The following is a 24,156-nucleotide window of genomic DNA, read 5'->3' as shown; positions in this document are numbered from 1 at the left end:
CCTCTTAGTGTTCTAACGCCGCGCGTAAAAAACCCTGGTGAGCGGCAAGCTTTTCACGGGCGGCAGCGGCATTCAGGCCAGTGAGCGCCATTAAAATCGCTGGCTTAACGTCAAAATCAGTCTGCTTTAACAGCGCTTGCGCCTGTTCACGCGCAATGCCGGTGGCTTCAACCACCATACGGCACGCCCGATCGACCAGTTTGACGTTGGTTGCCTGCATATCCACCATCAGGTTCTGGTACACTTTGCCAAATTTCACCATCGCACCGGTGGAGATCATATTGAGCACCAGTTTTTGCGCGGTGCCGGATTTCAGTCGTGTTGACCCGGTCAACGCCTCCGGTCCCACCACCGGGGAGATTGCAATATCCGCTTCATGCGCGACAGGAGAATCCGGATTGCAGGAAATAGCCGCCGTCGTACAACCCACCAAACGCGCATATTTCAGCCCGCCAATCACATACGGCGTGCGACCTGAAGCCGCCAGACCAACCACCAGATCCTGTGCGGTAAGGTTGAGTGCGCGCAGATCGTCCTCGCCTAACTGCGGGTTATCTTCCGCGCCTTCTACCGCCTTGAGCAGCGCGCCCGGCCCCCCGGCAATCAGCCCAACTACCAGACCATGCGGTACACCGAAGGTCGGTGGGCACTCAGACGCGTCCAGCACCCCAAGACGCCCGCTGGTACCTGCACCCATGTAAATAATGCGTCCACCGGCTTTTAGCGCGTTGGCTGCCGCATCGACCGCGCACGCAACTTGAGGCAGAGTTGCTTTTACTGCTTCCGCTACCAGCGTATCCTGTTGATTAAATCGATGAACCAACTCCAACGTTGAGAGCGCATCCAGATCCATGGTCTGTGGATTGCGGGTTTCTGAAACTAATGCACCGAGATTCATTTTTTGTTCCTTAGGAATTTTTAATTCATAATAATCTGTCATAATGGAATATTATATTCATCCAGGCGAGTGAAATTTTGTTTTGCAATCGCCATCACGTTTTCGCCAGGAGACAGCATGAACTGTTTAATTCGCATTCGTCAGCGTTACCCGGACCTCGCGCAAAGCGATAAAAAACTTGCGGATTATCTTCTTGCTCAGCCGGATACCGCGCGTCATCTCAGCTCACAGCAGCTGGCCTTTGAAGCAGGCGTCAGCCAGTCCAGCGTGGTGAAGTTCGCGCAAAAGATGGGCTTTAAAGGGTTTCCGGCGCTGAAACTGGCGATTAGCGAAGCGTTGGCCAGCAATCCCAACCCTCATTCCATTCCGGTGCATAATCAGATTCGCGGTGACGACCCCATGCGTATGGTGGGCGAAAAACTGATTAAAGAGAACGTGGCGGCGATGCATGCGACGCTGGATGTCAACAGCGAAGAGAAACTGATAGAGAGCGTCACGATGCTGCGCTCAGCCCGGCGTATTATCCTGACCGGGATTGGCGCATCGGGTCTGGTAGCGCAGAATTTTGCCTGGAAACTGCTAAAGATTGGGTTTAACGCGGTGGTTGAACGCGATATGCACGCCCTGCTGGCGGCGGTGCAGGCGCTTTCACCCAACGATCTGCTGCTGGCCATTTCGTATACCGGAGAACGCCGCGAACTCAACCTGGCTGCGGATGAAACGTTGCGCGCCGGAGCCAAAATTCTCGCCATCACCGGATTTACCCCTAACGCCCTGCAACAGCGCGCAACTCATTGTCTGTACACGATTGCTGAAGAACAGGCCACGCGCAGCGCAGCGATTTCCTCTACCCATGCGCAAATGATGCTCACTGATTTACTGTTTATGGCGCTGGTGCAGCAAGATCTGGAGCATGCTCCGGAACGCATTCGCCACAGCGAAGCACTGGTAAAAAAACTGGTCTGAGCAAAGAATGCGCGTATAATGCCCGCCCGATTTGTGATGTTTTGAGAGTTTCCTGATGGCCCTGTTAATCACTAAAAAGTGTATCAATTGCGATATGTGCGAGCCCGAATGCCCGAATGAGGCGATTTCGATGGGTGACAGCATTTACGAGATTAACAGCGACAAGTGTACTGAATGCGTAGGCCATTACGACACGCCAACCTGCCAGAAGGTGTGCCCGATCCCCAATACTATTTTGAAAGATCCGGCACATGTCGAAACGGAAGAGCAGCTGTGGGATAAGTTTGTACTGATGCACCACGCCGATAAGCTGTAACGTTGCCTGATGATGCGATGCTTATCAGGTCGACAAAACGTTAGCTCTCGATAATCACCGTGGCGCAGGCGTAGTGACGCTCATCGGCCAGCGTCACATGCATATGTGCGACGCCGAGTTTTTCCGCCAGTTTTAACGCCTCCCCCCATAACCGCAGACGCGGCTTACCGAGTTCGTCGTTAAAGACTTCAAACTGATTAAACGCCAGACCGTTGCGAATACCGGTACCAAAGGCTTTTGCTGCCGCCTCTTTGACCGCAAAACGCTTCGCCAGAAAGCGCACCGGTTGCTGATGCGTCTCCCAGATTGCCCACTCGTTGTCGCTGAGCACGCGTCTTGCCAGACGGTCGCCGGAACGGGAGATCACCGCTTCGATGCGGGCAATCTCCACGATATCCGTACCTAATCCCAGAATCGCCATTAGCCACGCGCTTCCAGCATCAGGCGCTTCATTTCGACTACTGCATCTTTCAGACCGCTCATCACCGCGCGGCCGATAATGGCATGGCCAATGTTCAACTCGTGCATTTCCGGGATCCGCGCGATGGCTTTAACGTTGTGGTACGTCAGGCCGTGCCCCGCATTCACCTTCAGACCAAGGCTGGCGGCAAAGGTCGCCGCTTTGGCGATACGCGCCAGTTCGCTGGCCTGTTCAGCGTCGGTTTTCGCATCGGCGTAACAGCCGGTGTGAATTTCGATGTAAGGCGCGCCGACTTCAGCAGCGGCCTTAATCTGTTCGTCATCAGCATCGATAAACAGCGAAACCAGAATGCCTGCGTCCGCCAGGCGTTTGCAGGCATCACGCATCTTGTCACGCTGACCGGCGACGTCCAGGCCACCTTCAGTCGTCACTTCCTGACGTTTTTCCGGCACCAGGCAGCAAAAATGCGGCTTAGTCTCAACGGCAATCGCCAGCATCTCTTCGGTTACCGCCATTTCCAGATTCATACGCGTATCCAGCGTCTGGCGCAAAATGCGCACGTCGCGATCGGTAATATGGCGACGGTCTTCACGCAGGTGCACGGTAATGCCGTCTGCGCCCGCCTGCTCAACGATAAACGCCGCCTGAACCGGGTCAGGGTATGCGGTGCCGCGTGCATTACGTAAAGTGGCAATGTGGTCAATGTTGACGCCTAACAGTAATTCGGCCATGGCAATCCATCCTCGTTAATCATTTTTTGTTTTTAATGCGCGTTTTGGCATAAATTGCCGGAACAGTTCCCGGCTTTTTAACGGCTTACCACCAAGATACGGCTTTAACGCCATGCGGGTAAAGCGTTTCGCGGCGCGAAGCGTATCAGCATCCGGAAATTCCCGCGATTCGAGTGCTTTCAGATGGCGTCCGGTAAAGGTGGCGTTATCAATCACTACGCTTGCGATAAACCCTTTTTCTTCCCGGTAACGATAGGTCATGGTGTCATCCACCGGCTCGCCACTACCCGCACAGTGGGTAAAATCGACGCCGTACCCCAGATGTCCAAGTAAGGCCAGCTCAAAGCGACGCAGCGCAGGCTCTGGCGAACCCGTCGCGCCAGCCAGCGCCTGAATACAGTTCAGGTAGTCGAAAAAGAGTTCAGAAAAGCGGGTCTCATACTCAAGTACACGAGAGATAAGCTCGTTGATATACAAGCCGCTGTACAGTGTGATACCGCTAAGGGGGAGAGCCAGAGAAACGGCTTCGGCACTGCGTAAGGTTTTGACCTCACCACGTCCACCAAAGCGAAGCAACAACGGAGTAAAAGGCTGGAGCGCGCCTTTGAGATTAGAACGTTTGGATCGCGCGCCTTTAGCCACCAGGCGCACACGACCCGATTCTTCCGTGAAGACGTCCAGCACGAGACTGGTTTCGCTCCACGGGCGGCTATGCAGGACAAAAGCGCGTTGCCATCCTTCCATCATACCCGCCGTCTTTCAAGCTGCAGGTGTGTTGGCTGCGCCCACTCACCCCAGTCACTCACTTGAGTAAGCTCCCGAGGATCTGCGGTCTTGCCGCCTTCCTGCACCTCGAAAGCCATAACCTATGAAAAATTAGACGTCGTCGCCGTAACCGAGGCTACGCAGCGCGCGCTCGTCATCGGCCCAGCCGGATTTCACTTTCACCCACAGCTCGAGGTGAACGGGCGCTTCGAACATCTCCTGCATGTCTTTACGCGCTTCGATGCCGATGGTTTTAATTTTGGCCCCTTTGTTGCCAATAACCATCTTCTTCTGCCCTTCACGTTCAACGAGGATCAGACCGTTAATATCGTAACCACCGCGTTCGTTAGAGATAAAGCGCTCAATCTCCACGGTAACGGAGTACGGCAGTTCAGCCCCCAGAAAACGCATCAGCTTTTCACGGATGATTTCAGACGCCATAAAGCGCTGAGAACGGTCGGTGATGTAATCTTCCGGGAAGTGATGAATGGCTTCCGGCAGGTGGTTACGCACGATGCCCGCAACGGTATCAACATTCAGGCCGGTTTCGGCAGAAATCGGGACGATATCAAGGAAGTTCATCTGGCTTGCCAGGAACTGCAGGTGCGGCAGTAAATCGGCTTTTTCCTGAACGTTGTCCACTTTGTTCACAGCCAGAATAACCGGGGCTTTACCGTCGCGCAGCTTGTTGAGCACCATTTCGTCGTCCGGCGTCCAGCGGGTGCCTTCCACAACGAAAATAACCAGTTCAACATCACCAATCGAGCTGCTTGCCGCTTTGTTCATCAGGCGGTTGATCGCCCGTTTTTCTTCCATATGCAGGCCCGGGGTATCAACATAAATCGCCTGATACGCACCTTCGGTATGGATGCCAACAATACGGTGACGTGTTGTCTGAGCCTTACGTGAGGTTATGGAAATCTTCTGCCCAAGCAGATTATTCAACAGGGTGGATTTGCCGACGTTCGGGCGACCGACGATGGCAATAAATCCGCAGTAAGTTTTCTCTTCGCTCATTCCAGCTCCAGTTTTTTCAACGCCTGTTCGGCGGCAGCCTGCTCAGCCTTACGACGGCTCGAACCTGTGCCAACCACCGGTTCACTCAGGCCGCTGACCTGGCAGTGGATAGTAAATTCTTGATCGTGTGCTTCACCACGAACCTGCACCACCAGATAGGACGGCAGCGGCAGGTGGCGACCCTGCAAATATTCCTGCAGGCGCGTTTTCGGATCTTTTTGTTTATCGCCTGGGCTAATTTCATCCAGACGAGTCTGATACCAGTTCAGGATCAGTTGTTCAACGGTTTGAATATCGCTGTCGAGGAAGACGCCGCCGATCAAAGCTTCAACGGTATCTGCCAGGATCGATTCACGACGGAAACCGCCGCTTTTCAGCTCGCCTGGCCCCAAACGTAAACATTCACCGAGGTCAAACTCACGGGCTAATTCAGCCAGCGTATTGCCGCGAACCAGCGTCGCGCGCATGCGACTCATATCACCTTCATCCACTCGCGGAAAACGGTGATACAGCGCATTAGCGATAACAAAGCTCAGAATAGAGTCGCCTAAAAATTCTAAACGCTCGTTATGTTTGCTGCTGGCGCTACGGTGAGTTAATGCCTGCTGCAACAGCTCCTGATGATTAAAAGTGTAGCCCAGCTTCCGTTGAAGCCGATTAATTACGATGGGGTTCATGCGATACCAATAAATGAATGCGTCAACAATTCAGCACACGAAACAGACCTGATATACGCATTTCGCTTAGCCATCCCGCTTCGGCTGAATGCATTTATACACAAACCAACGCTGTTTCGTGTGCCGTGGCAACCTGTCGGTGCCAACCTCAAACTTCGGGGGAATATTCTATACACAACGACAAGGGATGTCGTTAGTCTGCGGGAATTTATCCGAGAAATAATTCACGTTGTCGCCATAATGACGACAACGTGAACGATTATCAGCGATTAGTGAATGCCACCAATACGGCTTAAACGCACACCGGTCGGCCATTCGCCTTCTTGCTTATCGAAACTCATCCAGATAGCGGTCGCTTTACCAACCAGATTCGCTTCCGGCACAAATCCCCAGTAACGGCTGTCCGCGCTGTTGTCACGGTTATCACCCATCATGAAGTAGTGTCCCGGCGGGACGATCCAGGTTGCCAACTGCTGGCCAGGCTGACGGTAATACATCCCCACCTGATCCTGCGCGATTGGCACGGTCAGAATGCGGTGCGTTACCTCACCCAGCGTTTCTTTACGCTCGGAGAGGCGAATACCGTTATCTTTCGTTTCATTCAGCGGAACCTCAAAGAAGCCGCTGGTCGCTTCACCGCCGTTACGACGCGCAAAGGTCTGCACAAAATCACTTGGCTGAACATCAGAGTACGTTACCGGCAGCACGTTTTCACACGCCTGACCGGAACTGCATCCTGGCTGAATAGTTACCTCTTTCGCCACCGGATCGTACGTCACTTTGTCTCCCGGTAAACCGACAGCACGTTTGATGTAGTCCAGACGCGGATCTTCCGGGTATTTAAACACCACGATATCACCGCGTTTCGGATGGCCGGTTTCGATCAGCGTTTTCTGGTAAATCGGATCTTTAATCCCGTAGGCGAATTTCTCCACCAGGATAAAGTCACCGATAAGCAGTGTCGGCATCATCGAACCAGACGGGATCTGGAACGGCTCATAAATAAATGAACGCACCACCAGCACAATAGCTAAAACCGGGAAAACGGATGCCCCGGTTTCCAGCCAGCCTGGCTTAGGGGCCACTTTTTTCAGCGTTGCTTTATCCAGTGAATCACCTGCAGCAGCTTGCGCTGCTGCCTGACGCTCCCGGCGTTTTGGCGCGAAGATGAATTTATCTACGCACCATAAAATGCCCGTCACCAGTGTGGCAATCACCAGAATCAGGGCAAACATGTTCGCCATGCCAACTCCTTAAGATTATTTGCTGTCTTTACCGACATGCAGAATGGCGAGGAAGGCTTCCTGTGGCAGTTCGACGTTACCGATCTGCTTCATGCGCTTTTTACCCTCTTTCTGTTTTTGCAGCAGCTTTTTCTTACGGCTGATATCGCCACCGTAGCATTTCGCCAGAACGTTTTTACGCAGTTGCTTAACTGTTGAACGCGCGATGATGTGCGTACCAATGGCCGCCTGGATCGCGATATCAAACTGCTGGCGAGGGATCAGATCTTTCATCTTCTCGACCAGTTCACGACCACGGCTCTGGGAGTTGTCGCGGTGGGTAATCAGCGCCAGCGCATCGACACGTTCGTTGTTGATGAGAACATCAACGCGCACCATGTCAGACGCCTGGAAACGTTTGAAGTTATAGTCCAGCGACGCATAGCCGCGAGAAGTTGACTTCAGACGGTCGAAGAAGTCGAGTACCACTTCCGCCATCGGAATTTCATAGGTCAGCGCTACCTGGTTACCGTGGTAAACCATGTTGGTCTGTACGCCGCGCTTCTCGATACACAGCGTGATGACGTTACCGAGGTAAGCCTGCGGCAGCAGCATATGACACTCAGCAATCGGCTCACGCAGTTCGTAAATGTTGTTCAACGGCGGCAGCTTGGACGGGCTATCGACGTAGATCGTCTCTTTCGCCGTGGTTTCGACTTCGTAGACTACGGTCGGCGCGGTAGTGATCAGATCCAGATCGTATTCACGTTCCAGACGTTCCTGAATGATCTCCATGTGCAGCAGACCGAGGAAGCCACAGCGGAAGCCGAAGCCCAGCGCGGTTGAGCTTTCCGGTTCATAGAACAGGGAGGCATCGTTGAGGCTCAGCTTGCCGAGCGCGTCACGGAAGTTTTCGTAGTCGTCAGAGCTCACCGGGAACAGACCGGCGTAAACCTGCGGCTTCACTTTTTTAAAGCCTGGCAGCGGCTTGTCCGCCGGGTTACGCGCCTGCGTCAGGGTATCGCCAACCGGTGCGCCCAGGATGTCTTTAATCGCACAAACCAACCAACCCACCTCGCCGCATTTCAGCTCGGTACGGTCAACCTGTTTTGGCGTGAAGATGCCCAGACGGTCAGCGTTATAGACCTGACCGGTGCTCATCACTTTAATTTTGTCGCCTTTACGCATGGTGCCGTTTTTAATACGCACCAGAGATACGACGCCCAGGTAGTTATCGAACCAGGAGTCGATGATCAGCGCCTGTAACGGACCTTCCGGGTCGCCTTCAGGCGGCGGGATGTCGCGCACCAGACGTTCAAGAACGTCAGTGACGCCAACGCCGGTTTTCGCCGAGCAGCGAACGGCATCCGTCGCATCGATACCGACGATATCTTCGATCTCTTCCGCCACACGCTCAGGATCGGCGGCTGGAAGGTCAATTTTGTTCAGTACCGGCACCACTTCCAGATCCATTTCCATGGCGGTATAGCAGTTAGCCAGGGTCTGTGCTTCGACGCCCTGTCCGGCATCAACCACCAGCAATGCGCCTTCACAGGCGGCAAGCGAGCGGGAAACTTCATACGAGAAGTCAACGTGGCCCGGGGTGTCGATAAAGTTAAGCTGATAGGTTTCACCATCAGATGCTTTGAAATCGAGCGTCACGCTCTGCGCTTTGATAGTAATACCGCGCTCACGCTCAAGATCCATCGAGTCGAGAACCTGCGCTTCCATTTCACGGTCAGACAGGCCACCGCAGATCTGGATAATACGGTCAGACAGCGTCGATTTACCGTGGTCGATGTGAGCTATGATTGAAAAGTTACGTATGTTCTTCATATAGTGTAATTATTGTGCCTTACGCCCGCCTGAGCAGGCTCTGAGAAGTCGCTGATCTGAGCTTAACGTCTGTTTAAGTGAAACGCCGCATTCTACACTACAACGCTGAGGCGAGGAAATGTTCATAGAGCAAGGATAGCGGGAACTGGAAACAACTTTGCAAAGTCGGTGAAACTTTTGCCGGATGGCGACACAAGCGCCATCAGGCAAAGCTATCACTGTTGGGTTTCGACGCGAATGAGATCGGGTGGAAGAGCAACGTTCAGAATGACCGGCTGCCAGGCTTCGCGCTCAGCAAGCTTACGAGAGTATCCACGGGCAATCAGGAATCCGCCCACGCCCCCCAGCACGGCTCCGCTTAATGCCGCAAGGTCGGAACCAAACAGCACCTGGAATAGCGCCGCGAAGAGAAAGAGCCCCGCCAACGGAGACATGTAGACCAACATCGCTGAACCCAGCAGACTACCCTCGGCAATACCCAGTTCAACTTTTTGACCGGGCGCTAAGGGTTCGTCGCTGGGCACCACGATGGTATGCGTGGTCTGCGGCCCAAGTTTGTTCAGCACGCGGCTCCCGCATCCGGCCCGCGAAGCACAGCTACTACATGATGCTTTAACATCACAGCTGACCGTCGCCAGACCATTTTGCCAGGATACGACTGTCGCCCACTCTTTAATCATTGTGCAGCCCTGAACTTAATATTGTCCGCGATACGCTTCGCCGTTTGCGGTGGAAGCTCGCCCACAATCGTAATTTCTGCGTTATCACGCACGCTGGTGCTAACCGTTCTACGCCCGGTTCGCAACAGCTGATCGGCGCTGTTTTGCATCGCACGGTTTACGTTCACGGAGAAACTGAACAGGCCATCAGAATATAGGCGCGATTCGATCGGCATGTTATCCATCGTCGGCAGCGGACGTCGACTGCTGGAAACTTCGCTGAAGCCTTGCGGCAACCACGACGGACTCCAGTTGAAGTTGGTTTTCTCGCCAGCAGGAACTGACAGCAACGGCGGTAGATTGGCTTTCGCCAGCGCCTGCATGCTATCGCTAACGCCGTTGTTTACGGTAAACGCGATAACACGGAACTGTTCCAGCGTCTCACCATCACGGTCGAGAAGATCGACGCGCATCGGCAGCTTAGTCTCCGTGTCCATCCAGACGATATAGCTGTAACGCGTACCGTCACGGGCGACTACGCGGATCACTTCACAGAGCCGATCGGCAATGCGGGTGCGACCTACTGAGATAAAGTCATAGTAGGGAGCAAGACGTTTGAAGTCGGTGTAAATCAGAGAGGGCAGAGAGTCAACGATATAGTCGCCGTTCAGCGTGAACGGTTCGAGACCAGGCTCAAAATAGCTGATTTCATTGCCACGCTGCACCACTTCCCGGCGCGGTCCATCCATTTGCAACAGTTGCGCTAGCGGACGGTTATCCAGGCGGGCATGGCGATAACGTAGGGATTCAACACCCTGCTTATTGATGCTGACAAATGACAGCTCATAGGTTAGCGACTGGCTGGCCAGATTCATCTGCTGCAACAACGCCCCGGACGCAGGATTGGCCGAGGCGTTTACAGAGAAAAACAGGCTACCAGCCACAAGTGACATGGCAAACCAAAGTTGCTTCATTACTGCGATTGCGTTCCTAAAGTTTGAATTCCTGGCACCTGCACAGCGGCTTGCTGTGTTTGGGCCTGCTCAAACTGAAGCTGTTCAGAGTGCAGTCGACGTTGCAGTTCGTAGTCCTGCAACATGGCATTAATACGACGACGCTGCTCCTGTACCTGCTGTTGCTGACCGCCGCTGGCCGTCGCGTCAGAGGGTACACCCAAGCTTACCGGACTGGCTTTACCCATCATCGGTAATGTATTAAATACCGGCGTTTCGGGCTGCTGGGACGTTTCAGATTGCCCATTATAGTGCTGGACGCCAACAATAACTGCAAGTGATACACACGCGGCCACACCCATTTGGGTAAGCTGCGCGGCCCACGGACGCATTTTCTTCCAGAATGGCATTTTCTGCCACTGGTGCGGTGCTGGCTGGGCCTCAGGAATCAATGGCACCGTCTGACGTACTGGCTCATCCTGGATGGCAGCCATTACGCGGGCGGAAATATCGAAATGGAGAACGTCGGCGGTATCACCTCGCATGGAATCGCGAATCAGGTGATAACTCTCCCAGGTTTTTTGCATTTCCGGGTCATGAGTCAGCTCTTTGAGTAACTCAGTATCCAGCGTTTCGCCATCCATTAAAGCGGAAAGTTTTTCTTTCTGCATGCCTAATACCTTTTCCAGTATCCCGCTATCGTCAACGCCTGATAAGCGGTTGAACTTTATTATCAATAGCTTCCCTCGCTCGGAAGATACGTGAACGCACCGTACCTACCGGACAATCCATGATAGCGGCTATCTCTTCATAGCTCAGGCCATCCAGCTCCCGCAAGGTTATTGCCATGCGTAAATCTTCCGGGAGGGACTCAATAGTCCGGAAAACTATCTGTCTCAGTTCTTCTGACAACATTAAGTTCTCAGGGTTCGAAATTTCTTTCAGCGCACCGCCACTTTCGTAATTTTCTGCTTCAATCGCATCAATATCACTGGAAGGTGGACGACGCCCCTGAGCGACCAGGTAATTCTTCGCTGTATTGACTGCAATACGATACAGCCAGGTATAAAAAGCACTATCTCCCCGGAACGAGTCCAGCGCACGATAGGCCTTGATAAATGCTTCTTGTACTACATCGGGTACATCGCCCGACGGTACATAGCGAGAAACCAGACTCGCCACCTTATGCTGATAGCGCACTACCAGTAGGTTAAAGGCTTTCTGATCTCCCTTCTGGACCCGTTCTACCAGGACCTGGTCCGTTAACTGCTCGCTCATCCGAGGTAAAGTCTCCCCAAACCAAATTTCCACGCGCCTTCGAAACGCCACTCCATCAGCTTCACTATGAGCAAGCAAATGCTTAGAGTGCTCAAGTTTCGTAAAGTTCCGTTACGCATTGTTTTTTGTTTGTCATGTTGTAGACAGGTCTTATCTCTCATTATAAGTCTACATAATCCGATCGACGCACTATCTGTTTAGAAATGCCCATTTCACCGCTTGCAGAGTAACCCAACGGCCACTTTATTTCATCACATAATCTGGTGCTAACGGCCTGCTTCACAAAATATTTTTGCTCATTTCGTCCTCGTCATGCTTTTTTTTCATGTTTAGTCACTGCAACACATTTAAAAATAAAACGTGCAGTATCGCGCAATGTGGTGCTATGGTGATCAAACACTGTTTAGTAAATTAAACAAAAATCATGAATACGACTCCTGAATTATCCTGTGACGTGCTGATCATTGGCAGCGGGGCTGCCGGACTCTCACTGGCGCTGCGCCTGGCCGAAAAACATCAGGTTATTGTCCTGAGCAAAGGTCCGGTAAGCGAAGGCTCGACATTTTATGCCCAGGGCGGTATTGCCGCGGTGTTTGATGAAACCGACAGCATCGATTCCCACGTTGAAGATACTCTGATTGCCGGGGCCGGCCTGTGCGATCGCCATGCGGTTGAATTTGTCGCCAGCAATGCCCGCACCTGCGTTCAGTGGCTTATCGATCAGGGCGTCTTATTTGATACGCAGGTTCAGCCCAACGGTGAAGAAAGCTATCACCTGACCCGTGAAGGCGGTCATAGCCATCGACGCATTCTGCACTCTGCGGATGCCACCGGTAAAGAAGTCGAAACCACCCTCGTCAGCCAGGCACAAAATCACCCCAACATACGGGTTCTTGAGCGCAGTAATGCCGTCGATCTGATTGTCTCCGATAAAATCGGTCTGCCGGGAACGCGTCGGGTTGTCGGAGCCTGGATCTGGAACCGTAATAAAGAAGCCGTAGAAACCTGCCATGCCAAGTCAGTAGTGTTGGCCACCGGCGGCGCGTCAAAGGTGTACCAATACACCACCAATCCAGATATTTCCTCGGGTGACGGGATTGCGATGGCCTGGCGTGCGGGATGCCGTGTCGCCAACCTGGAATTTAACCAGTTTCACCCGACGGCGCTGTATCATCCGCAGGCGCGCAACTTTCTGCTAACCGAGGCGCTGCGTGGCGAAGGCGCACATCTGAAGCGCCCGGACGGTTCGCGCTTTATGCCCGATTTTGACGAGCGTGGCGAACTGGCTCCCCGCGATATTGTTGCCCGCGCCATTGACCACGAAATGAAGCGCCTGGGCGCTGACTGCATGTTTCTCGACATCAGCCATAAACCGGAAGAATTTGTTCGTCAGCATTTCCCGATGATTTATGAAAAATTGCTGGGGCTGGGCATCGATTTGACCAAAGAGCCGGTTCCCATCGTTCCTGCCGCGCACTATACCTGCGGCGGCGTGATGGTGGATGACTTTGGCCGTACAGATGTCGACGGGCTGTATGCGATCGGCGAAGTGAGTTACACCGGCCTGCATGGAGCCAACCGGATGGCGTCAAACTCATTACTGGAGTGCCTGGTTTACGGCTGGTCCGCGGCTGAAGATATCGACAGGCGAATGCCTTATGCTCGCAGCGTCAGCACCCTCCCGGATTGGGATGAAAGCCGGGTAGAAAACCCGGATGAACTGGTTGTGATTCAGCATAACTGGCATGAGCTGCGGCTATTTATGTGGGATTACGTCGGTATCGTGCGCACAACTAAACGTCTGGAGCGCGCCCTGCGCCGTATCACCATGTTGCAACAGGAAATCGACGAGTATTACGCTCATTTCCGCGTGTCGAACAACTTGCTGGAACTGCGCAATCTGGTGCAGGTTGCTGAGCTGATTGTCCGCTGCGCGATGATGCGTAAAGAGAGTCGGGGCCTGCACTATACGCTGGATTATCCAGAACAGCTTCCAGAGGCGGGCCCGTCCATTCTCTCGCCGCTAAGTCATCACATGAACAGATAAAACGCCTGGGTCAGCGCCGTGTAACCTTCAGAGTAACGTTGGTCTGGCCCACGGATCACCAGCCTGTCACTAAAGCACTCCCCGGCCTGCGGGGAGAATGCCAGCAGTACCCGATTCGGTAGTCGGGCCTCGGTTTCTGCTACATCCGTGCGCAATCGCTGATGCCAGCCCATGCCCAGTGCCTGCTGGGAAAATGCGTTACCAATCTGTTCGGGCAGCACCACACAGAAAAAACCTTCTTCCGTAATGCTGTCTGCCGCCAGCGTTAGCAATACTTGATGATCGAGCGTGGTGGTGTAGCGAGCCTGCTCGCGCTGCGGCGTGGCACATCCCACTCCCTGTTCATAATAGGGAGGGTTGCTGATGATCAAATCAAAGCGCACGGTCTGGCGCGGTACCCACTGCTGCACATCTTCGGTATGAACGTTCACGCGATGCATCCACGGAGATTGCGCGATGTTCTCCTGCGCCTGCTGCGCGGCATCAACATCAAGCTCCACAGCGTCAATGATGACGTTTTCATCTGTGCGCTGAGCCAGCATCAGCGCCAACAGGCCGCTCCCGGTACCAATATCCAGGATCCGCTTTACGCCAGCAACAGGGGCCCAGGCCCCCAATAAAATGCCGTCCGTTCCGACTTTCATTGCACAACGATCGTGTGCCACAAAAAACTGCTTAAAAGTAAATCCATTACGTCTAAGTACGGATGTAGACTGGGGCATGAAGAACAACCTTCCTGGAAAAAAAACGATAACATAGGATAAAAACAATACCTGAGAAGGTATATCCATACAAACAGATGAAGATTGCAGCCGTAACGTCTATAATCAGCGCCCCACACAGAGGTAGAACATGACTGTAACGACTTTTTCCGAACTTGAACTCGATGAAAGCCTTCTGGATGCCCTCCAGGAAAAAGGTTTCACTCGCCCGACCGCCATTCAGGCTGCCGCCATTCCGCCTGCGCTCGATGGCCGTGATGTACTCGGTTCTGCGCCGACAGGCACCGGTAAAACGGCGGCATATTTGCTGCCAGCGTTGCAGCACCTGCTCGACTTCCCGCGCAAGAAATCTGGTCCGCCGCGCATTTTGATTTTGACACCGACGCGCGAACTGGCGATGCAGGTTGCCGAACACGCCCGTGAACTGGCGAAGAATACGCATCTGGATATCGCCACGATTACCGGCGGCGTGGCTTACATGAACCACATGGAAGTCTTTAGCGAAAACCAGGACATCGTGGTCGCCACTACCGGTCGTCTGCTGCAGTACATTAAAGAAGAAAACTTCGACTGCCATGCGGTTGAGACACTAATCCTCGATGAAGCAGACCGCATGTTGGACATGGGCTTTGCCCAGGACATCGAGCATATCGCTGGAGAAACCCGCTGGCGTAAGCAAACTATGCTGTTCTCCGCCACGCTGGAAGGCGATGCGATCAAAGATTTTGCTGAGCGTCTGCTGGAGGATCCGGTCGAAGTTTCGGCGGATCCGTCTACGCGCGAACGCAAGAAAATTCATCAGTTTTACTACCGTGCCGATGACATCGAGCACAAAACGGCCCTGCTGATCCATTTGTTAAAACAGCCGGAAGCGACTCGCTCGATTGTCTTCGTACGTAAACGCGAGCGTGTGCACGAGCTGGCAGGCTGGCTGCGCCAGGCGGGCATTAATAACTGCTATCTCGAAGGCGAGATGGTGCAGAACAAACGTAATGAAGCGATCAAACGCCTGACCGATGGTCGTGTGAACGTGCTGGTAGCAACCGACGTTGCCGCTCGTGGGATCGATATTCCTGACATCAGCCATGTGTTTAACTTCGACATGCCGCGCAGTGGTGATGCCTATCTGCACCGCATTGGCCGTACCGGTCGTGCAGGCCGTAAAGGTACTGCGATCTCTTTGGTTGAAGCCCACGACCATCTGCTGCTCGGCAAAGCGAGCCGCTACATTGACGAGCCACTGAAAGCACGCGTCATCGACGAACTGCGTCCAACCACGCGCGCGCCAAGTGAGAAATCTAACGGTAAGCCATCCAAGAAAGTGCTGGCGAAGCGCGCGGAGCAAAAAGCGAAAGAGAAAGAGAAACCGCGGGTGAAAAAACGTCACCGCGACGCCAAAAATGTCGGCAAACGCCGTAAGCCAAGCGGAGCTGCTACCCAGCAGTCCGACAAAGAGTAAACCGAATGCCGGGCCGTTTAGCCCGGCATTTTTTGTGCACAAAAAAGCGGAAGATACGTTGGCATCTTCCGCTTTCAGATTCTCTGCCAGACGGGGTTATTCCCCGTGAGCCTTACAGGCTCTCAGTAAAGGTACGAGCAATAACGTCGCGCTGCTGTTCTGGCGTCAGAGAGTTGAAACGCACGGCATAACCAGAAACACGGATGGTCAGCTGCGGATATTTTTCCGGATGCTTAACCGCATCTTCCAGAGTTTCGCGGCGCAGAACGTTCACGTTCAGGTGCTGACCACCTTCCACACGGACTTCCGGCTGTACGTCTACCGGTACTTCACGGTATTCGATTTCACCCAGTTTGCTGACAGCAACGACTTCATCAGCATTGAAACCTGCTTTCGCAACGATGCAGCGTGCTTCGCCTTTTTCGCTGTCCAGCAGCCAGAAAGAGTTCAGCAGGTCGTCATTTGCAGCTTTAGTAATCTGGATACCTGTAATCATTTGATGCCTCCCCGGCAAAATTATTTGATCTCGGTTGGCCGTCATCCGGCCAATTGGTAAAACCATTGTTGCTTGAGTGTATATATACCCCTCACACACCCTTGAATCTTTGATTTAAATCAATAAAAACCACACATGAAAAGTGGTGATAGGTGGATTTTATTGTTTTACATCAACTTACGCCACATGCGCAGCTAAACTTTTTACATAAATTTTCAACTATCTTTAAGGGGTAGACCCTTGAGAAACGTACAGAATTTTGCGACGTCGAAAGAAGCAGTTAAGCTAGGGGGATTGAAAATTCGCAGGAGAGCGAGATGGCCACCGAATTAACCTGGCACGATGTGCTGGCAGAAGAGAAACAGCAGCCTTATTTTGTTAACACGCTGCATACTGTGGCGGGCGAGCGTCAGTCAGGTATGACAATTTATCCGCCACAAAAAGATGTATTCAACGCTTTTCGCTTTACCGAACTTGGTGACGTGAAAGTCGTCATCCTGGGTCAGGATCCTTACCACGGTCCGGGCCAGGCACACGGTCTCGCGTTTTCTGTCCGCCCCGGTATTGCCACCCCGCCCTCGTTGCTGAACATGTACAAAGAGCTGGAAGCAACGATTCCTGGCTTCACACGCCCAACGCACGGATATCTGGAAAGCTGGGCACGCCAGGGTGTGCTGTTACTCAACACCGTGCTTACCGTCCGTGCCGGGCAGGCACATTCGCACGCCAGTCTGGGATGGGAAACATTTACCGATAAAGTCATCAGCCTGATTAACCAACATCGGGAAGGCGTGGTATTCCTGCTCTGGGGTTCACACGCACAAAAGAAAGGCGCGATTATTGATGCGCAGCGTCACCATGTATTGAAAGCGCCGCACCCATCACCGCTCTCTGCGCATCGCGGTTTCTTTGGCTGCAATCACTTTGTACTGGCTAATGAGTGGCTGGAACAGCGAGGTGAAAAGCCGATTGACTGGACGCCGGTATTACCAGCAGAAAGCGAGTAAAAAAATGCCAGCGAATCGCTGGCATTTTTATTATCAGGCTTTGTTCTGACGCCACCACTCCGCGAGCAGCACGCCGGTCGCGACAGAAACGTTGAGCGTTTCTACGTTGCCCGTACCGTCTATCGCCACGCACAGGTCGTCGGCTGAGCATGCTGCTTCTGGCAGAGCCTCACGCTCACGCCCTAATACCAGCACCATTTTTTCCGGCAACGTGGTAGTAAACAGCGGCTTGCCTTTCACGCTTGAGGTCATCACTACCGTGTAACCCGCTTTACGGAAGTCGTCCAGCACATCGACAATACTGTCACCGGTGATCGGCTGAACGTGCTCAGCTCCGCCTTCAGCGGTGCGGATAGCCGCACCTGATTCCAACAGCGCCGCATCCTGTACCACCACGCCTTTCACACCGAAGTGCGCGCAGCTACGCATCATGCCGCCCAGGTTGTGCGGGTTAGCAATGTCTTCCAGGGCCAGCACGCAATCCTGCGCCCCGGCCTGACCAACCCACTGCTTAACAGTGGTACCGTTACGTTTTTTGATCAGGAAACAGACGCCGCCATGGTGTTCAGTGCCGGAGGCTTTCGCCAGCTCGGCTTCGTCAACCACGTGGTAGGCTTTGCGGTTCGCCGCCATCCAGCGTAATGCTTCTTTAAAGCGTGGGGTTACGCTCTGAACAAACCAGGCGCGAACAATAGCGTCCGGACGACTCTGGAACAGAGCCTGACAGGCATTCTCACCGTAAACGCGGGTTTCTTCCGCGCGCTGACGACGTAATACTTCAGGATCGATAAAGCTTTTGCCGCTGATACCACCGTGATCGGCTTTGTCTGCTGCATCATCATTCGGTGCGCGGGACACGGTACGCCATGGTGAATCTTCACGTCCACGGTCGCGTTCTACATCGCGGCCACGACCACGTTCACGACCACGTTCGCTGTTCGGACCCTTTCTGTCATCACGGGCAGGGCGACGACCGCCTTCGGCTCGGGAAGTACCGGGGCGACCGCCGCCTTTACCAGTACGTGGATTTTGGGTGCGTTTGTCCGAGTCATCGTCACTGCGGACGTACATCACTTTGACCTTGCCGTTTTTATTCTTCAGTTCGTCGCTCATGTTTTTCTCCACCTGCTCTGCGCGAAGCGCGAAGATTACCCGATGTGCACGTCGTTAGCCATTATTTCATTTAAAAGCTAAGGACTATTGTACTCATTGAATAAAACGCATTGTTGTTTAGAACAGACTCCCCGATAATATGTAACATAATAGAAACATACTGGCGTTACTGCCGTGAAGTCCACTCCACTCATCCAGAGGTTAGTTATGAATACCGTTTGTACCAGCTGCCAGGCTATCAACCGCATCCCCGACGATCGTGTCCAGGAAGCGGCTAAATGCGGACGCTGTGGTCACGACCTGTTTGATGGGGAGGTGATCAATGCGACCGGTGAAACACTGGATAAACTGTTAAAAGACGATCTCCCGGTGGTGGTTGATTTTTGGGCCCCCTGGTGTGGTCCATGCCGTAACTTCGCCCCGATTTTTGAAGATGTCGCGGAAGAGCGTAGCGGTAAAGTGCGTTTTGTTAAAGTGAATACAGAAGCCGAGCGAGAACTCAGCGCCCGTTTCGGTATCCGCAGCATCCCGACCATTATGATCTTCAGAAAAGGTAAAATCGTCGACATGCTTAATGGCGCCGTACCTAAAGCCCCGTTTGATAGCTGGCTTAACGAATCATTATAATCTCTACGGGGCGCATCTTGTGCCCCGTTTTCACCTCTGCGACAATAGCGTTTTTCAACGTGTTCTCCCATGACCGATAACGCTGTTCTTCAGTTACGCGCTGAGCGCCTCGCGCGCGCCACGCGCCCTTTCCTTGCCCGAGGTAATCGCATTCGCCGCTGTCAGCGCTGCCTGCTGCCGCTGAAGCTCTGCTTGTGCGCAACGCTGGTGCCGTCTGAGGCCAAAAGCCGCTTTTGTCTGGTGATGTTTGATACCGAGCCGATGAAGCCCAGCAATTCGGGACGTTTGATTGCCGATATTTTGCCCGATACCACGGCTTTTCAGTGGTCACGCACCGAACCGCCACAGGCGCTGCTCGAACTGGTGAAAAATCCGGATTATCAGCCGATGGTTGTATTCCCGGCATCCTATGCGGGCGAAGAGCGTGAAGTGATTTTCGCGCCACCAGCCGGTAAACCGCCGTTGTTTATCATGCTTGATGGTACCTGGCCTGAAGCGCGTAAAATGTTCCGCAAAAGCCCGTACCTTGATAACCTGCCGGTGATCTCCGTTGATTTATCGCGACTTTCCGCTTACCACCTGCGTGGCATTCACGCCGAAGGGCAATACTGTACTGCCGAAGTGGCCATTGCGTTGTTGGATCTGGCGGGCGATACGCAAGCCGCGGAGGGGTTGAGCGAACATTTCACTCGCTTTAAAACCCGCTACCTGGCAGGAAAAACTCAACATCAGGGAAGCGTCACAGCAGACTCGCCAGAAAGCGTTTAAAATCATTCGGTCACTGGTGTCATTAAGGAAGCCGATATGAGTCAGCGTGGTCTGGAAGCATTACTGCGACCGAAATCCATTGCGGTGATTGGGGCGTCAATGAAGCCTAATCGCGCAGGTTACCTGATGATGCGTAACCTGCTTGCCGGCGGTTTCAATGGACCTGTTTTACCAGTGACGCCAGCATGGAAAGCGGTGTTGGGCGTCCTGGCCTGGCCCAATATCAACAGCCTGCCTTTTAGCCCAGACCTTGCCGTGTTGTGCACCAATGCCAGCCGCAACCTGGCATTACTCGAAGCGCTTGGCGAGAAAGGCTGTAAAACCTGCATTATTCTTTCAGCTCCCGCATCGCAGCACCAGGAATTGTTGGCCTGCGCCGCACGCTACAACATACGTCTGCTAGGCCCCAACAGCCTGGGGCTTCTCGCGCCCTGGCAGGGGCTTAACGCCAGCTTTTCCCCCGTTCCCATCAAGCGCGGTAAGTTGGCATTTATTTCCCAGTCAGCGGCGATTTCCAACACCATTCTGGACTGGGCGCAGCAGCGCGACATGGGTTTTTCCTGGTTTATCGCGCTGGGCGACAGCCTTGATATCGACGTTGATGAACTGCTGGATTACCTGGCGCGCGACAGTAAAACCAGCGCGATATTGCTATATCTCGAACATTTAAGTGATGCCCGGCGCTTTGTCTCCGCCGCCCGTAGCGCCTCGCGCAATAAACCCATTCTGGTGATTAAGAGTGGTCGCAGCCCGGCGGCGCAGCGTTTATTGCATACCAGCGCAGGGATGGACCCAGCGTGGGACGCGGCTATCCAGCGTGCCGGTTTATTACGCGTACAAGACACTCACGAGCTGTTCTCTGCGGTAGAAACCCTGAGCCACATGCGTCCGCTGCGCGGCGACAGGCTGATGATCATCAGCAATGGGGCCGCGCCTGCCGCACTGGCATTAGATGAGCTGTGGTCAAAAAATGGCAAGTTGGCGACACTGAGTGAAGATACCTGCCAGAAATTACGCGATGCGTTACCTGAACATATTGATATCGCCAACCCGCTGGATCTGCGTGACGACGCCAGCAGCGAACACTACGTTAAGACGCTGGATATCTTGCTCGCCAGCCAGGATTTCGACGCACTGATGGTGATTCACTCACCCAGCGCAGCCGCCCCGGGAACAGAAAGCGCACAAGCGTTAATCGAAGCGGTAAAACGTCATCCCCGCGGTAAGTTCGTCTCGTTGCTGACCAACTGGTGCGGAGAGTTTTCCTCCCAGGAAGCCCGTAGACTGTTTAGCGAAGCCGGATTACCTACCTACCGCACGCCAGAAGGCACCATCACCGCGTTTATGCATATGGTGGAGTACCGGCGTAACCAGAAGCAACTGCGGGAAACCCCTGCGCTGCCCGACTACCTGACCACCAATACCGCCGAGGCGCATAATCTGTTACAGCAGGCGATTGCTGAAGGAGCAACGTCGCTGGATACCCATGAAGTGCAGCCGATTTTACAAGCCTATGGCTTACACACGCTGCCGACGTGGATCGCCAGCGACAGCGCTGAAGCCGTACACATCGCGGAGCAAATCGGTTACCCGGTGGCGCTAAAGCTGCGTTCTCCTGATATCCCGCATAAATCAGAAGTTCAGGGGGTAATGCTCTACCTGCGAACGGCAACAGAGGTGCAGCAGGCAGCCAATGCGATTTTTGATCGGGTAAAAATGGCCTGGCCGCAGGCGCGCATTCACGGTTTATTAGTACAAAGTATGGCGAATCGCGCTGGCGCTCAGGAGCTGCGCGTCGTCGTTGAACATGACCCGGTATTTGGCCCGTTGATTATGCTTGGTGAAGGCGGAGTTGAGTGGCGACCAGAACAGCAAGCCGTGGTGGCGTTGCCGCCATTGAACATGAATCTGGCGCGTTATCTGGTGATCCAGGGGATCAAAAATAAAAAGATCCGCGCTCGCAGCGCATTACGCCCATTGGATATCGCCGGGTTAAGTCAGCTTCTGGTGCAGGTCTCCAATCTGATCGTCGATTGTCCGGAAATTCAGCGTCTGGATATTCATCCGCTGTTGGCCTCCGCCGGTGAATTTACCGCGCTGGATGTCACGCTGGACATTGCCCCTTTCACGGGCGATAACGAAAGCAGGCTGGCTATACGTCCCTACCCCCATCAGCTTGAAGAATGGGTGGAGTTGAAGAACGGCGAGCGTTGCTTGTTCCGCCCTATTTTGCCCGAGGATGAACCTCATCTGCAGCAGTTCATTTCTCAGGTAACAAAAGAAGATCTTTATTATCGCTATTTCAGTGAGATCAACGAATTTACCCACGAAGATTTAGCCAATATGACGCAGATCGACTACGATCGGGAAATGGCCTTTGTTGCGGTACGCTGTAAAAACAATCAGCAAGAGATCCTCGGCGTAACGCGAGCAATCTCGGATCCTGATAACATTGACGCCGAGTTCGCCGTGCTGGTTCGTTCAGATCTCAAAGGGCTTGGACTGGGTCGCCGGTTGATGGAAAAATTAATTGCATATACCCGAGATCACGGACTTAGACGTTTGAATGGTATTACGATGCCAAACAATCGTGGGATGGTCGCCCTGGCCCGGAAACTCGGGTTCGCTGTTGACGTCCAACTCGAAGAGGGAATTGTTGGGCTAACGCTTAATCTGGCCCAATTTGAGGAATCGTGAGTAAGGTACTGGAAATGTTGACCACATTAATAGGTACTGGTGGTATCATTACCCGCTTATGTCGTCTGCATAGCACAGAGGACCCTTCAATGAACAGAGAAGAAATGCACTGTGATGTTGTCAAAATTTAAGCGTAATAAACATCAACAACACCTTGCCCAACTACCCAAGATTTCTCAGTCAGTTGATGATGTAGATTTCTTTTATGCTCCCGCTAATTTCAGGGAGACTCTGCTGGAAAAAATAGCCAGCGCGACGCGACGGATCTGCATTATTGCGCTGTACCTGGAACAGGATGACGGTGGCAAAGGCATACTCGACGCGCTCTATGCGGCAAAACGGCAGCGTCCTGAACTGGATGTCCGGGTGCTTGTCGACTGGCACCGAGCCCAGCGCGGACGTATTGGTGCTGCAGCATCGAATACCAACGCTGACTGGTATTGCCGAATGGCACAAGAAAACCCAGGTATTGATATTCCTGTCTACGGTGTTCCGATTAACACCCGAGAAGCGCTTGGCGTCCTGCATTTTAAAGGCTTTATCATCGATGACAGCGTCCTGTATAGCGGGGCCAGCCTGAATGATGTTTATCTGCATCAGCATGATAAATATCGCTATGACCGTTATCAGTTGATTCGCAATGCTCAAATGGCCGATATCATGTTCGATTGGGTCACGCAGAACCTGATGAACGGTCGCGGCGTTAATCGCCTTGATGATATTAATCGCCCTAAAAGCCCGGAAATTAAAAACGACATCCGCCTGTACCGTCAGGAACTGCGCGATGCGTCATTCCATTTTCAGGGTGATGCGGATAATGAACAGCTTTCGGTAACGCCTCTGGTAGGCCTTGGAAAATCCAGTCTGTTAAATAAGACAATTTTCCACCTTATGCCCTGCGCGGAGCACAAGCTCACAATCTGTACCCCTTATTTCAACCTGCCCGCTATACTGGTGCGCAATATCATTCAGCTGCTGCGTGAAGGCAAAAAGGTCGAGATCATTGTCGGTGATAAAACCGCCAACGACTTTTTCATTCCAGAAGATGAGCCATTTAAAATCATCGGCGCGCTGCCCTACCTGTATGAAATTAACCTGCGCCGTTTCCTGAGCAGACTGCAATATTACGTGAATACCGACCAACTGGTCGTGCGCTTATGGAAAGATGATGACAACACCTATCATCTGAAAGGCATGTGGGTTGATGATAAATGGATGCTGCTCACCGGCAACAACCTTAACCCTCGCGCCTGGCGTCTGGATCTGGAAAACGCCATCCTTATCCACGATCCGAAGCAAGAGCTGACTCCCCAGCGCGATAAAGAGCTGGAGCTTATTCGCACGCATACTACCGTCGTTAAGCACTATCGCGACCTGCAAAGCATTGCCGACTATCCAGTCAAAGTGCGTAAGCTCATCCGTCGACTACGCCGTATCCGTATCGACAGATTAATTAGCCGTATTCTGTAACCAAGACCCC

Annotated in this window: 25 protein-coding genes; 9 read left to right on the top strand and 16 right to left on the bottom strand. The window is 53.2% G+C overall.

Annotated elements, in window-relative coordinates; all coding sequences use genetic code 11:
- Window positions 1–4: 4 nt before the first annotated feature.
- Window positions 5–898 carry an N-acetylmuramic acid 6-phosphate etherase gene (gene murQ / locus HV334_RS06435; protein ID WP_181221301.1) on the bottom strand — a complete coding sequence of 298 codons (894 nt, stop codon included), beginning with the start codon at window positions 896–898 and terminating at the stop codon, window positions 5–7.
- 117 nt (window positions 899–1,015) lie between these two features.
- Between murQ and HV334_RS06430 the strand changes: the two genes are divergently transcribed.
- Together HV334_RS06430 and HV334_RS06425 are read left to right on the top strand one after the other, a co-directional pair.
- Window positions 1,016–1,864 carry a MurR/RpiR family transcriptional regulator gene (locus HV334_RS06430; RefSeq protein WP_016154045.1) on the top strand — a complete coding sequence of 283 codons (849 nt, stop codon included), beginning with the start codon at window positions 1,016–1,018 and terminating at the stop codon, window positions 1,862–1,864.
- 55 nt (window positions 1,865–1,919) lie between these two features.
- On the top strand, window positions 1,920–2,180 hold the full coding sequence (locus HV334_RS06425) for a YfhL family 4Fe-4S dicluster ferredoxin (RefSeq protein WP_003037590.1): 261 nt from the start codon (window positions 1,920–1,922) through the stop codon (window positions 2,178–2,180).
- Between the two features lie 40 nt (window positions 2,181–2,220).
- On the opposite strand, the gene acpS is transcribed toward HV334_RS06425, so the two are convergent.
- The 12 genes from acpS to rseD all read right to left on the bottom strand — a co-directional run bounded on the left by acpS (window position 2,221) and on the right by rseD (window position 11,859).
- Window positions 2,221–2,601, bottom strand: coding sequence for a holo-ACP synthase (gene acpS, locus HV334_RS06420; RefSeq protein ID WP_003037588.1), 381 nt, complete (start codon window positions 2,599–2,601; stop codon window positions 2,221–2,223).
- Window positions 2,601–3,332 carry a pyridoxine 5'-phosphate synthase gene (pdxJ, locus tag HV334_RS06415; protein ID WP_016157172.1) on the bottom strand — a complete coding sequence of 244 codons (732 nt, stop codon included), beginning with the start codon at window positions 3,330–3,332 and terminating at the stop codon, window positions 2,601–2,603. The genes acpS and pdxJ overlap by 1 nt, the downstream gene beginning before the upstream one ends.
- Before the next feature lie 15 nt (window positions 3,333–3,347).
- On the bottom strand, window positions 3,348–4,076 hold the full coding sequence (gene recO, locus HV334_RS06410) for a DNA repair protein RecO (RefSeq protein ID WP_181221861.1): 729 nt from the start codon (window positions 4,074–4,076) through the stop codon (window positions 3,348–3,350).
- Window positions 4,077–4,208: 132 nt separating this feature from the next.
- Window positions 4,209–5,114, bottom strand: coding sequence for a GTPase Era (gene era, locus HV334_RS06405; RefSeq protein WP_181221300.1), 906 nt, complete (start codon window positions 5,112–5,114; stop codon window positions 4,209–4,211).
- On the bottom strand, window positions 5,111–5,791 hold the full coding sequence (gene rnc, locus HV334_RS06400) for a ribonuclease III (RefSeq protein WP_003037579.1): 681 nt from the start codon (window positions 5,789–5,791) through the stop codon (window positions 5,111–5,113). Before rnc ends, era begins: the two co-directional genes overlap by 4 nt.
- Window positions 5,792–6,060: 269 nt before the next feature.
- Window positions 6,061–7,035: a signal peptidase I gene (gene lepB / locus HV334_RS06395; protein ID WP_181221299.1), complete on the bottom strand. Its 975-nt coding sequence runs from the start codon at window positions 7,033–7,035 to the stop codon at window positions 6,061–6,063.
- Between the two features lie 15 nt (window positions 7,036–7,050).
- Window positions 7,051–8,850, bottom strand: coding sequence for a translation elongation factor 4 (gene lepA / locus HV334_RS06390; RefSeq protein WP_003037577.1), 1,800 nt, complete (start codon window positions 8,848–8,850; stop codon window positions 7,051–7,053).
- A gap of 215 nt (window positions 8,851–9,065) precedes the next feature.
- Window positions 9,066–9,530 carry a SoxR-reducing system protein RseC gene (gene rseC / locus HV334_RS06385; protein WP_016157173.1) on the bottom strand — a complete coding sequence of 155 codons (465 nt, stop codon included), beginning with the start codon at window positions 9,528–9,530 and terminating at the stop codon, window positions 9,066–9,068.
- Complete coding sequence (gene rseB, locus HV334_RS06380; RefSeq protein WP_016154050.1) at window positions 9,527–10,483, bottom strand: sigma-E factor regulatory protein RseB; 957 nt, start codon at window positions 10,481–10,483, stop codon at window positions 9,527–9,529. Before rseB ends, rseC begins: the two co-directional genes overlap by 4 nt.
- Window positions 10,483–11,133, bottom strand: coding sequence for an anti-sigma-E factor RseA (gene rseA, locus HV334_RS06375; protein WP_114680834.1), 651 nt, complete (start codon window positions 11,131–11,133; stop codon window positions 10,483–10,485). Before rseA ends, rseB begins: the two co-directional genes overlap by 1 nt.
- 31 nt (window positions 11,134–11,164) lie before the next feature.
- Window positions 11,165–11,740, bottom strand: a complete 576-nt coding sequence (gene rpoE, locus HV334_RS06370; protein WP_003037573.1) for an RNA polymerase sigma factor RpoE — start codon at window positions 11,738–11,740, stop codon at window positions 11,165–11,167.
- Entirely contained in the window at window positions 11,737–11,859 is a 123-nt protein-coding gene (rseD, locus tag HV334_RS06365) for a rpoE leader peptide RseD (protein ID WP_223306697.1), read from the bottom strand. Before rseD ends, rpoE begins: the two co-directional genes overlap by 4 nt.
- A 305-nt stretch (window positions 11,860–12,164) precedes the next feature.
- Between rseD and nadB the strand changes: the two genes are divergently transcribed.
- On the top strand, window positions 12,165–13,787 hold the full coding sequence (gene nadB / locus HV334_RS06360; protein WP_047358259.1) for an L-aspartate oxidase: 1,623 nt from the start codon (window positions 12,165–12,167) through the stop codon (window positions 13,785–13,787).
- On the opposite strand, the gene trmN is transcribed toward nadB, so the two are convergent.
- The gene (gene trmN / locus HV334_RS06355) at window positions 13,772–14,509 is read right to left on the bottom strand and encodes a tRNA(1)(Val) (adenine(37)-N(6))-methyltransferase TrmN (RefSeq protein ID WP_181221298.1); all 738 of its coding nucleotides are present in this window, start codon (window positions 14,507–14,509) and stop codon (window positions 13,772–13,774) included. The two genes, nadB and trmN, sit on opposite strands and share 16 nt — an antisense overlap.
- A gap of 130 nt (window positions 14,510–14,639) precedes the next feature.
- Here trmN and srmB point away from each other — a divergent pair, with 130 nt between their 5' ends.
- The gene (srmB, locus tag HV334_RS06350; protein WP_181221297.1) at window positions 14,640–15,968 is read left to right on the top strand and encodes an ATP-dependent RNA helicase SrmB; all 1,329 of its coding nucleotides are present in this window, start codon (window positions 14,640–14,642) and stop codon (window positions 15,966–15,968) included.
- A 112-nt stretch (window positions 15,969–16,080) separates the two neighbouring features.
- Here the strand turns inward: srmB and grcA are convergent, their stop codons facing one another.
- Window positions 16,081–16,464 carry an autonomous glycyl radical cofactor GrcA gene (gene grcA / locus HV334_RS06345; RefSeq protein WP_003037563.1) on the bottom strand — a complete coding sequence of 128 codons (384 nt, stop codon included), beginning with the start codon at window positions 16,462–16,464 and terminating at the stop codon, window positions 16,081–16,083.
- A gap of 317 nt (window positions 16,465–16,781) precedes the next feature.
- On the opposite strand from grcA, the gene ung reads away from it, so the two are divergent.
- A complete protein-coding gene (gene ung, locus HV334_RS06340; RefSeq protein WP_016154055.1) occupies window positions 16,782–17,471 on the top strand; it encodes a uracil-DNA glycosylase in 690 nt (229 codons plus the stop codon).
- A gap of 33 nt (window positions 17,472–17,504) precedes the next feature.
- Here ung and HV334_RS06335 read toward each other — a convergent pair whose 3' ends face one another.
- The gene (locus HV334_RS06335) at window positions 17,505–18,584 is read right to left on the bottom strand and encodes a tRNA/rRNA methyltransferase (protein ID WP_016157178.1); all 1,080 of its coding nucleotides are present in this window, start codon (window positions 18,582–18,584) and stop codon (window positions 17,505–17,507) included.
- A gap of 207 nt (window positions 18,585–18,791) precedes the next feature.
- Between HV334_RS06335 and trxC the strand changes: the two genes are divergently transcribed.
- From trxC to pssA, 4 genes are all read left to right on the top strand, one after another.
- Window positions 18,792–19,211, top strand: a complete 420-nt coding sequence (gene trxC / locus HV334_RS06330) for a thioredoxin TrxC (protein ID WP_181221296.1) — start codon at window positions 18,792–18,794, stop codon at window positions 19,209–19,211.
- A 69-nt stretch (window positions 19,212–19,280) separates the two neighbouring features.
- Window positions 19,281–19,979, top strand: a complete 699-nt coding sequence (gene tapT, locus HV334_RS06325) for a tRNA-uridine aminocarboxypropyltransferase (RefSeq protein WP_181221295.1) — start codon at window positions 19,281–19,283, stop codon at window positions 19,977–19,979.
- Between the two features lie 36 nt (window positions 19,980–20,015).
- The gene (gene pat / locus HV334_RS06320; RefSeq protein WP_181221294.1) at window positions 20,016–22,676 is read left to right on the top strand and encodes a protein lysine acetyltransferase; all 2,661 of its coding nucleotides are present in this window, start codon (window positions 20,016–20,018) and stop codon (window positions 22,674–22,676) included.
- Between the two features lie 114 nt (window positions 22,677–22,790).
- A complete protein-coding gene (gene pssA, locus HV334_RS06315; RefSeq protein WP_003835350.1) occupies window positions 22,791–24,146 on the top strand; it encodes a CDP-diacylglycerol--serine O-phosphatidyltransferase in 1,356 nt (451 codons plus the stop codon).
- Window positions 24,147–24,156: the final 10 nt, after the last annotated feature.

The organism is Citrobacter sp. RHBSTW-00944, from assembly GCF_013615435.1.
GTDB classification, from domain to species: Bacteria; Pseudomonadota; Gammaproteobacteria; order Enterobacterales; family Enterobacteriaceae; genus Citrobacter; species Citrobacter braakii.
Note: the sequence above shows the minus strand (reverse complement) of the source record. Positions and strands in the feature narration are given on the sequence as shown.

Excerpts from the sequence above, each read along its gene's own strand:
- murQ (WP_181221301.1), bottom strand. The coding sequence starts at position 898 with ATGAATCTCGGTGCATTAGTTTCAGAAACCCGCAATCCACAGACCATG.
- HV334_RS06430 (WP_016154045.1), top strand. The coding sequence starts at position 1,016 with ATGAACTGTTTAATTCGCATTCGTCAGCGTTACCCGGACCTCGCGCAA.
- HV334_RS06425 (WP_003037590.1), top strand. The coding sequence starts at position 1,920 with ATGGCCCTGTTAATCACTAAAAAGTGTATCAATTGCGATATGTGCGAG.
- acpS (WP_003037588.1), bottom strand. The coding sequence starts at position 2,601 with ATGGCGATTCTGGGATTAGGTACGGATATCGTGGAGATTGCCCGCATC.
- pdxJ (WP_016157172.1), bottom strand. The coding sequence starts at position 3,332 with ATGGCCGAATTACTGTTAGGCGTCAACATTGACCACATTGCCACTTTA.
- recO (WP_181221861.1), bottom strand. The coding sequence starts at position 4,076 with ATGGAAGGATGGCAACGCGCTTTTGTCCTGCATAGCCGCCCGTGGAGC.
- era (WP_181221300.1), bottom strand. The coding sequence starts at position 5,114 with ATGAGCGAAGAGAAAACTTACTGCGGATTTATTGCCATCGTCGGTCGC.
- rnc (WP_003037579.1), bottom strand. The coding sequence starts at position 5,791 with ATGAACCCCATCGTAATTAATCGGCTTCAACGGAAGCTGGGCTACACT.
- lepB (WP_181221299.1), bottom strand. The coding sequence starts at position 7,035 with ATGGCGAACATGTTTGCCCTGATTCTGGTGATTGCCACACTGGTGACG.
- lepA (WP_003037577.1), bottom strand. The coding sequence starts at position 8,850 with ATGAAGAACATACGTAACTTTTCAATCATAGCTCACATCGACCACGGT.
- rseC (WP_016157173.1), bottom strand. The coding sequence starts at position 9,530 with ATGATTAAAGAGTGGGCGACAGTCGTATCCTGGCAAAATGGTCTGGCG.
- rseB (WP_016154050.1), bottom strand. The coding sequence starts at position 10,483 with ATGAAGCAACTTTGGTTTGCCATGTCACTTGTGGCTGGTAGCCTGTTT.
- rseA (WP_114680834.1), bottom strand. The coding sequence starts at position 11,133 with ATGCAGAAAGAAAAACTTTCCGCTTTAATGGATGGCGAAACGCTGGAT.
- rpoE (WP_003037573.1), bottom strand. The coding sequence starts at position 11,740 with ATGAGCGAGCAGTTAACGGACCAGGTCCTGGTAGAACGGGTCCAGAAG.
- rseD (WP_223306697.1), bottom strand. The coding sequence starts at position 11,859 with ATGCGTAACGGAACTTTACGAAACTTGAGCACTCTAAGCATTTGCTTG.
- nadB (WP_047358259.1), top strand. The coding sequence starts at position 12,165 with ATGAATACGACTCCTGAATTATCCTGTGACGTGCTGATCATTGGCAGC.
- trmN (WP_181221298.1), bottom strand. The coding sequence starts at position 14,509 with ATGCCCCAGTCTACATCCGTACTTAGACGTAATGGATTTACTTTTAAG.
- srmB (WP_181221297.1), top strand. The coding sequence starts at position 14,640 with ATGACTGTAACGACTTTTTCCGAACTTGAACTCGATGAAAGCCTTCTG.
- grcA (WP_003037563.1), bottom strand. The coding sequence starts at position 16,464 with ATGATTACAGGTATCCAGATTACTAAAGCTGCAAATGACGACCTGCTG.
- ung (WP_016154055.1), top strand. The coding sequence starts at position 16,782 with ATGGCCACCGAATTAACCTGGCACGATGTGCTGGCAGAAGAGAAACAG.
- HV334_RS06335 (WP_016157178.1), bottom strand. The coding sequence starts at position 18,584 with ATGAGCGACGAACTGAAGAATAAAAACGGCAAGGTCAAAGTGATGTAC.
- trxC (WP_181221296.1), top strand. The coding sequence starts at position 18,792 with ATGAATACCGTTTGTACCAGCTGCCAGGCTATCAACCGCATCCCCGAC.
- tapT (WP_181221295.1), top strand. The coding sequence starts at position 19,281 with ATGACCGATAACGCTGTTCTTCAGTTACGCGCTGAGCGCCTCGCGCGC.
- pat (WP_181221294.1), top strand. The coding sequence starts at position 20,016 with ATGAGTCAGCGTGGTCTGGAAGCATTACTGCGACCGAAATCCATTGCG.
- pssA (WP_003835350.1), top strand. The coding sequence starts at position 22,791 with ATGTTGTCAAAATTTAAGCGTAATAAACATCAACAACACCTTGCCCAA.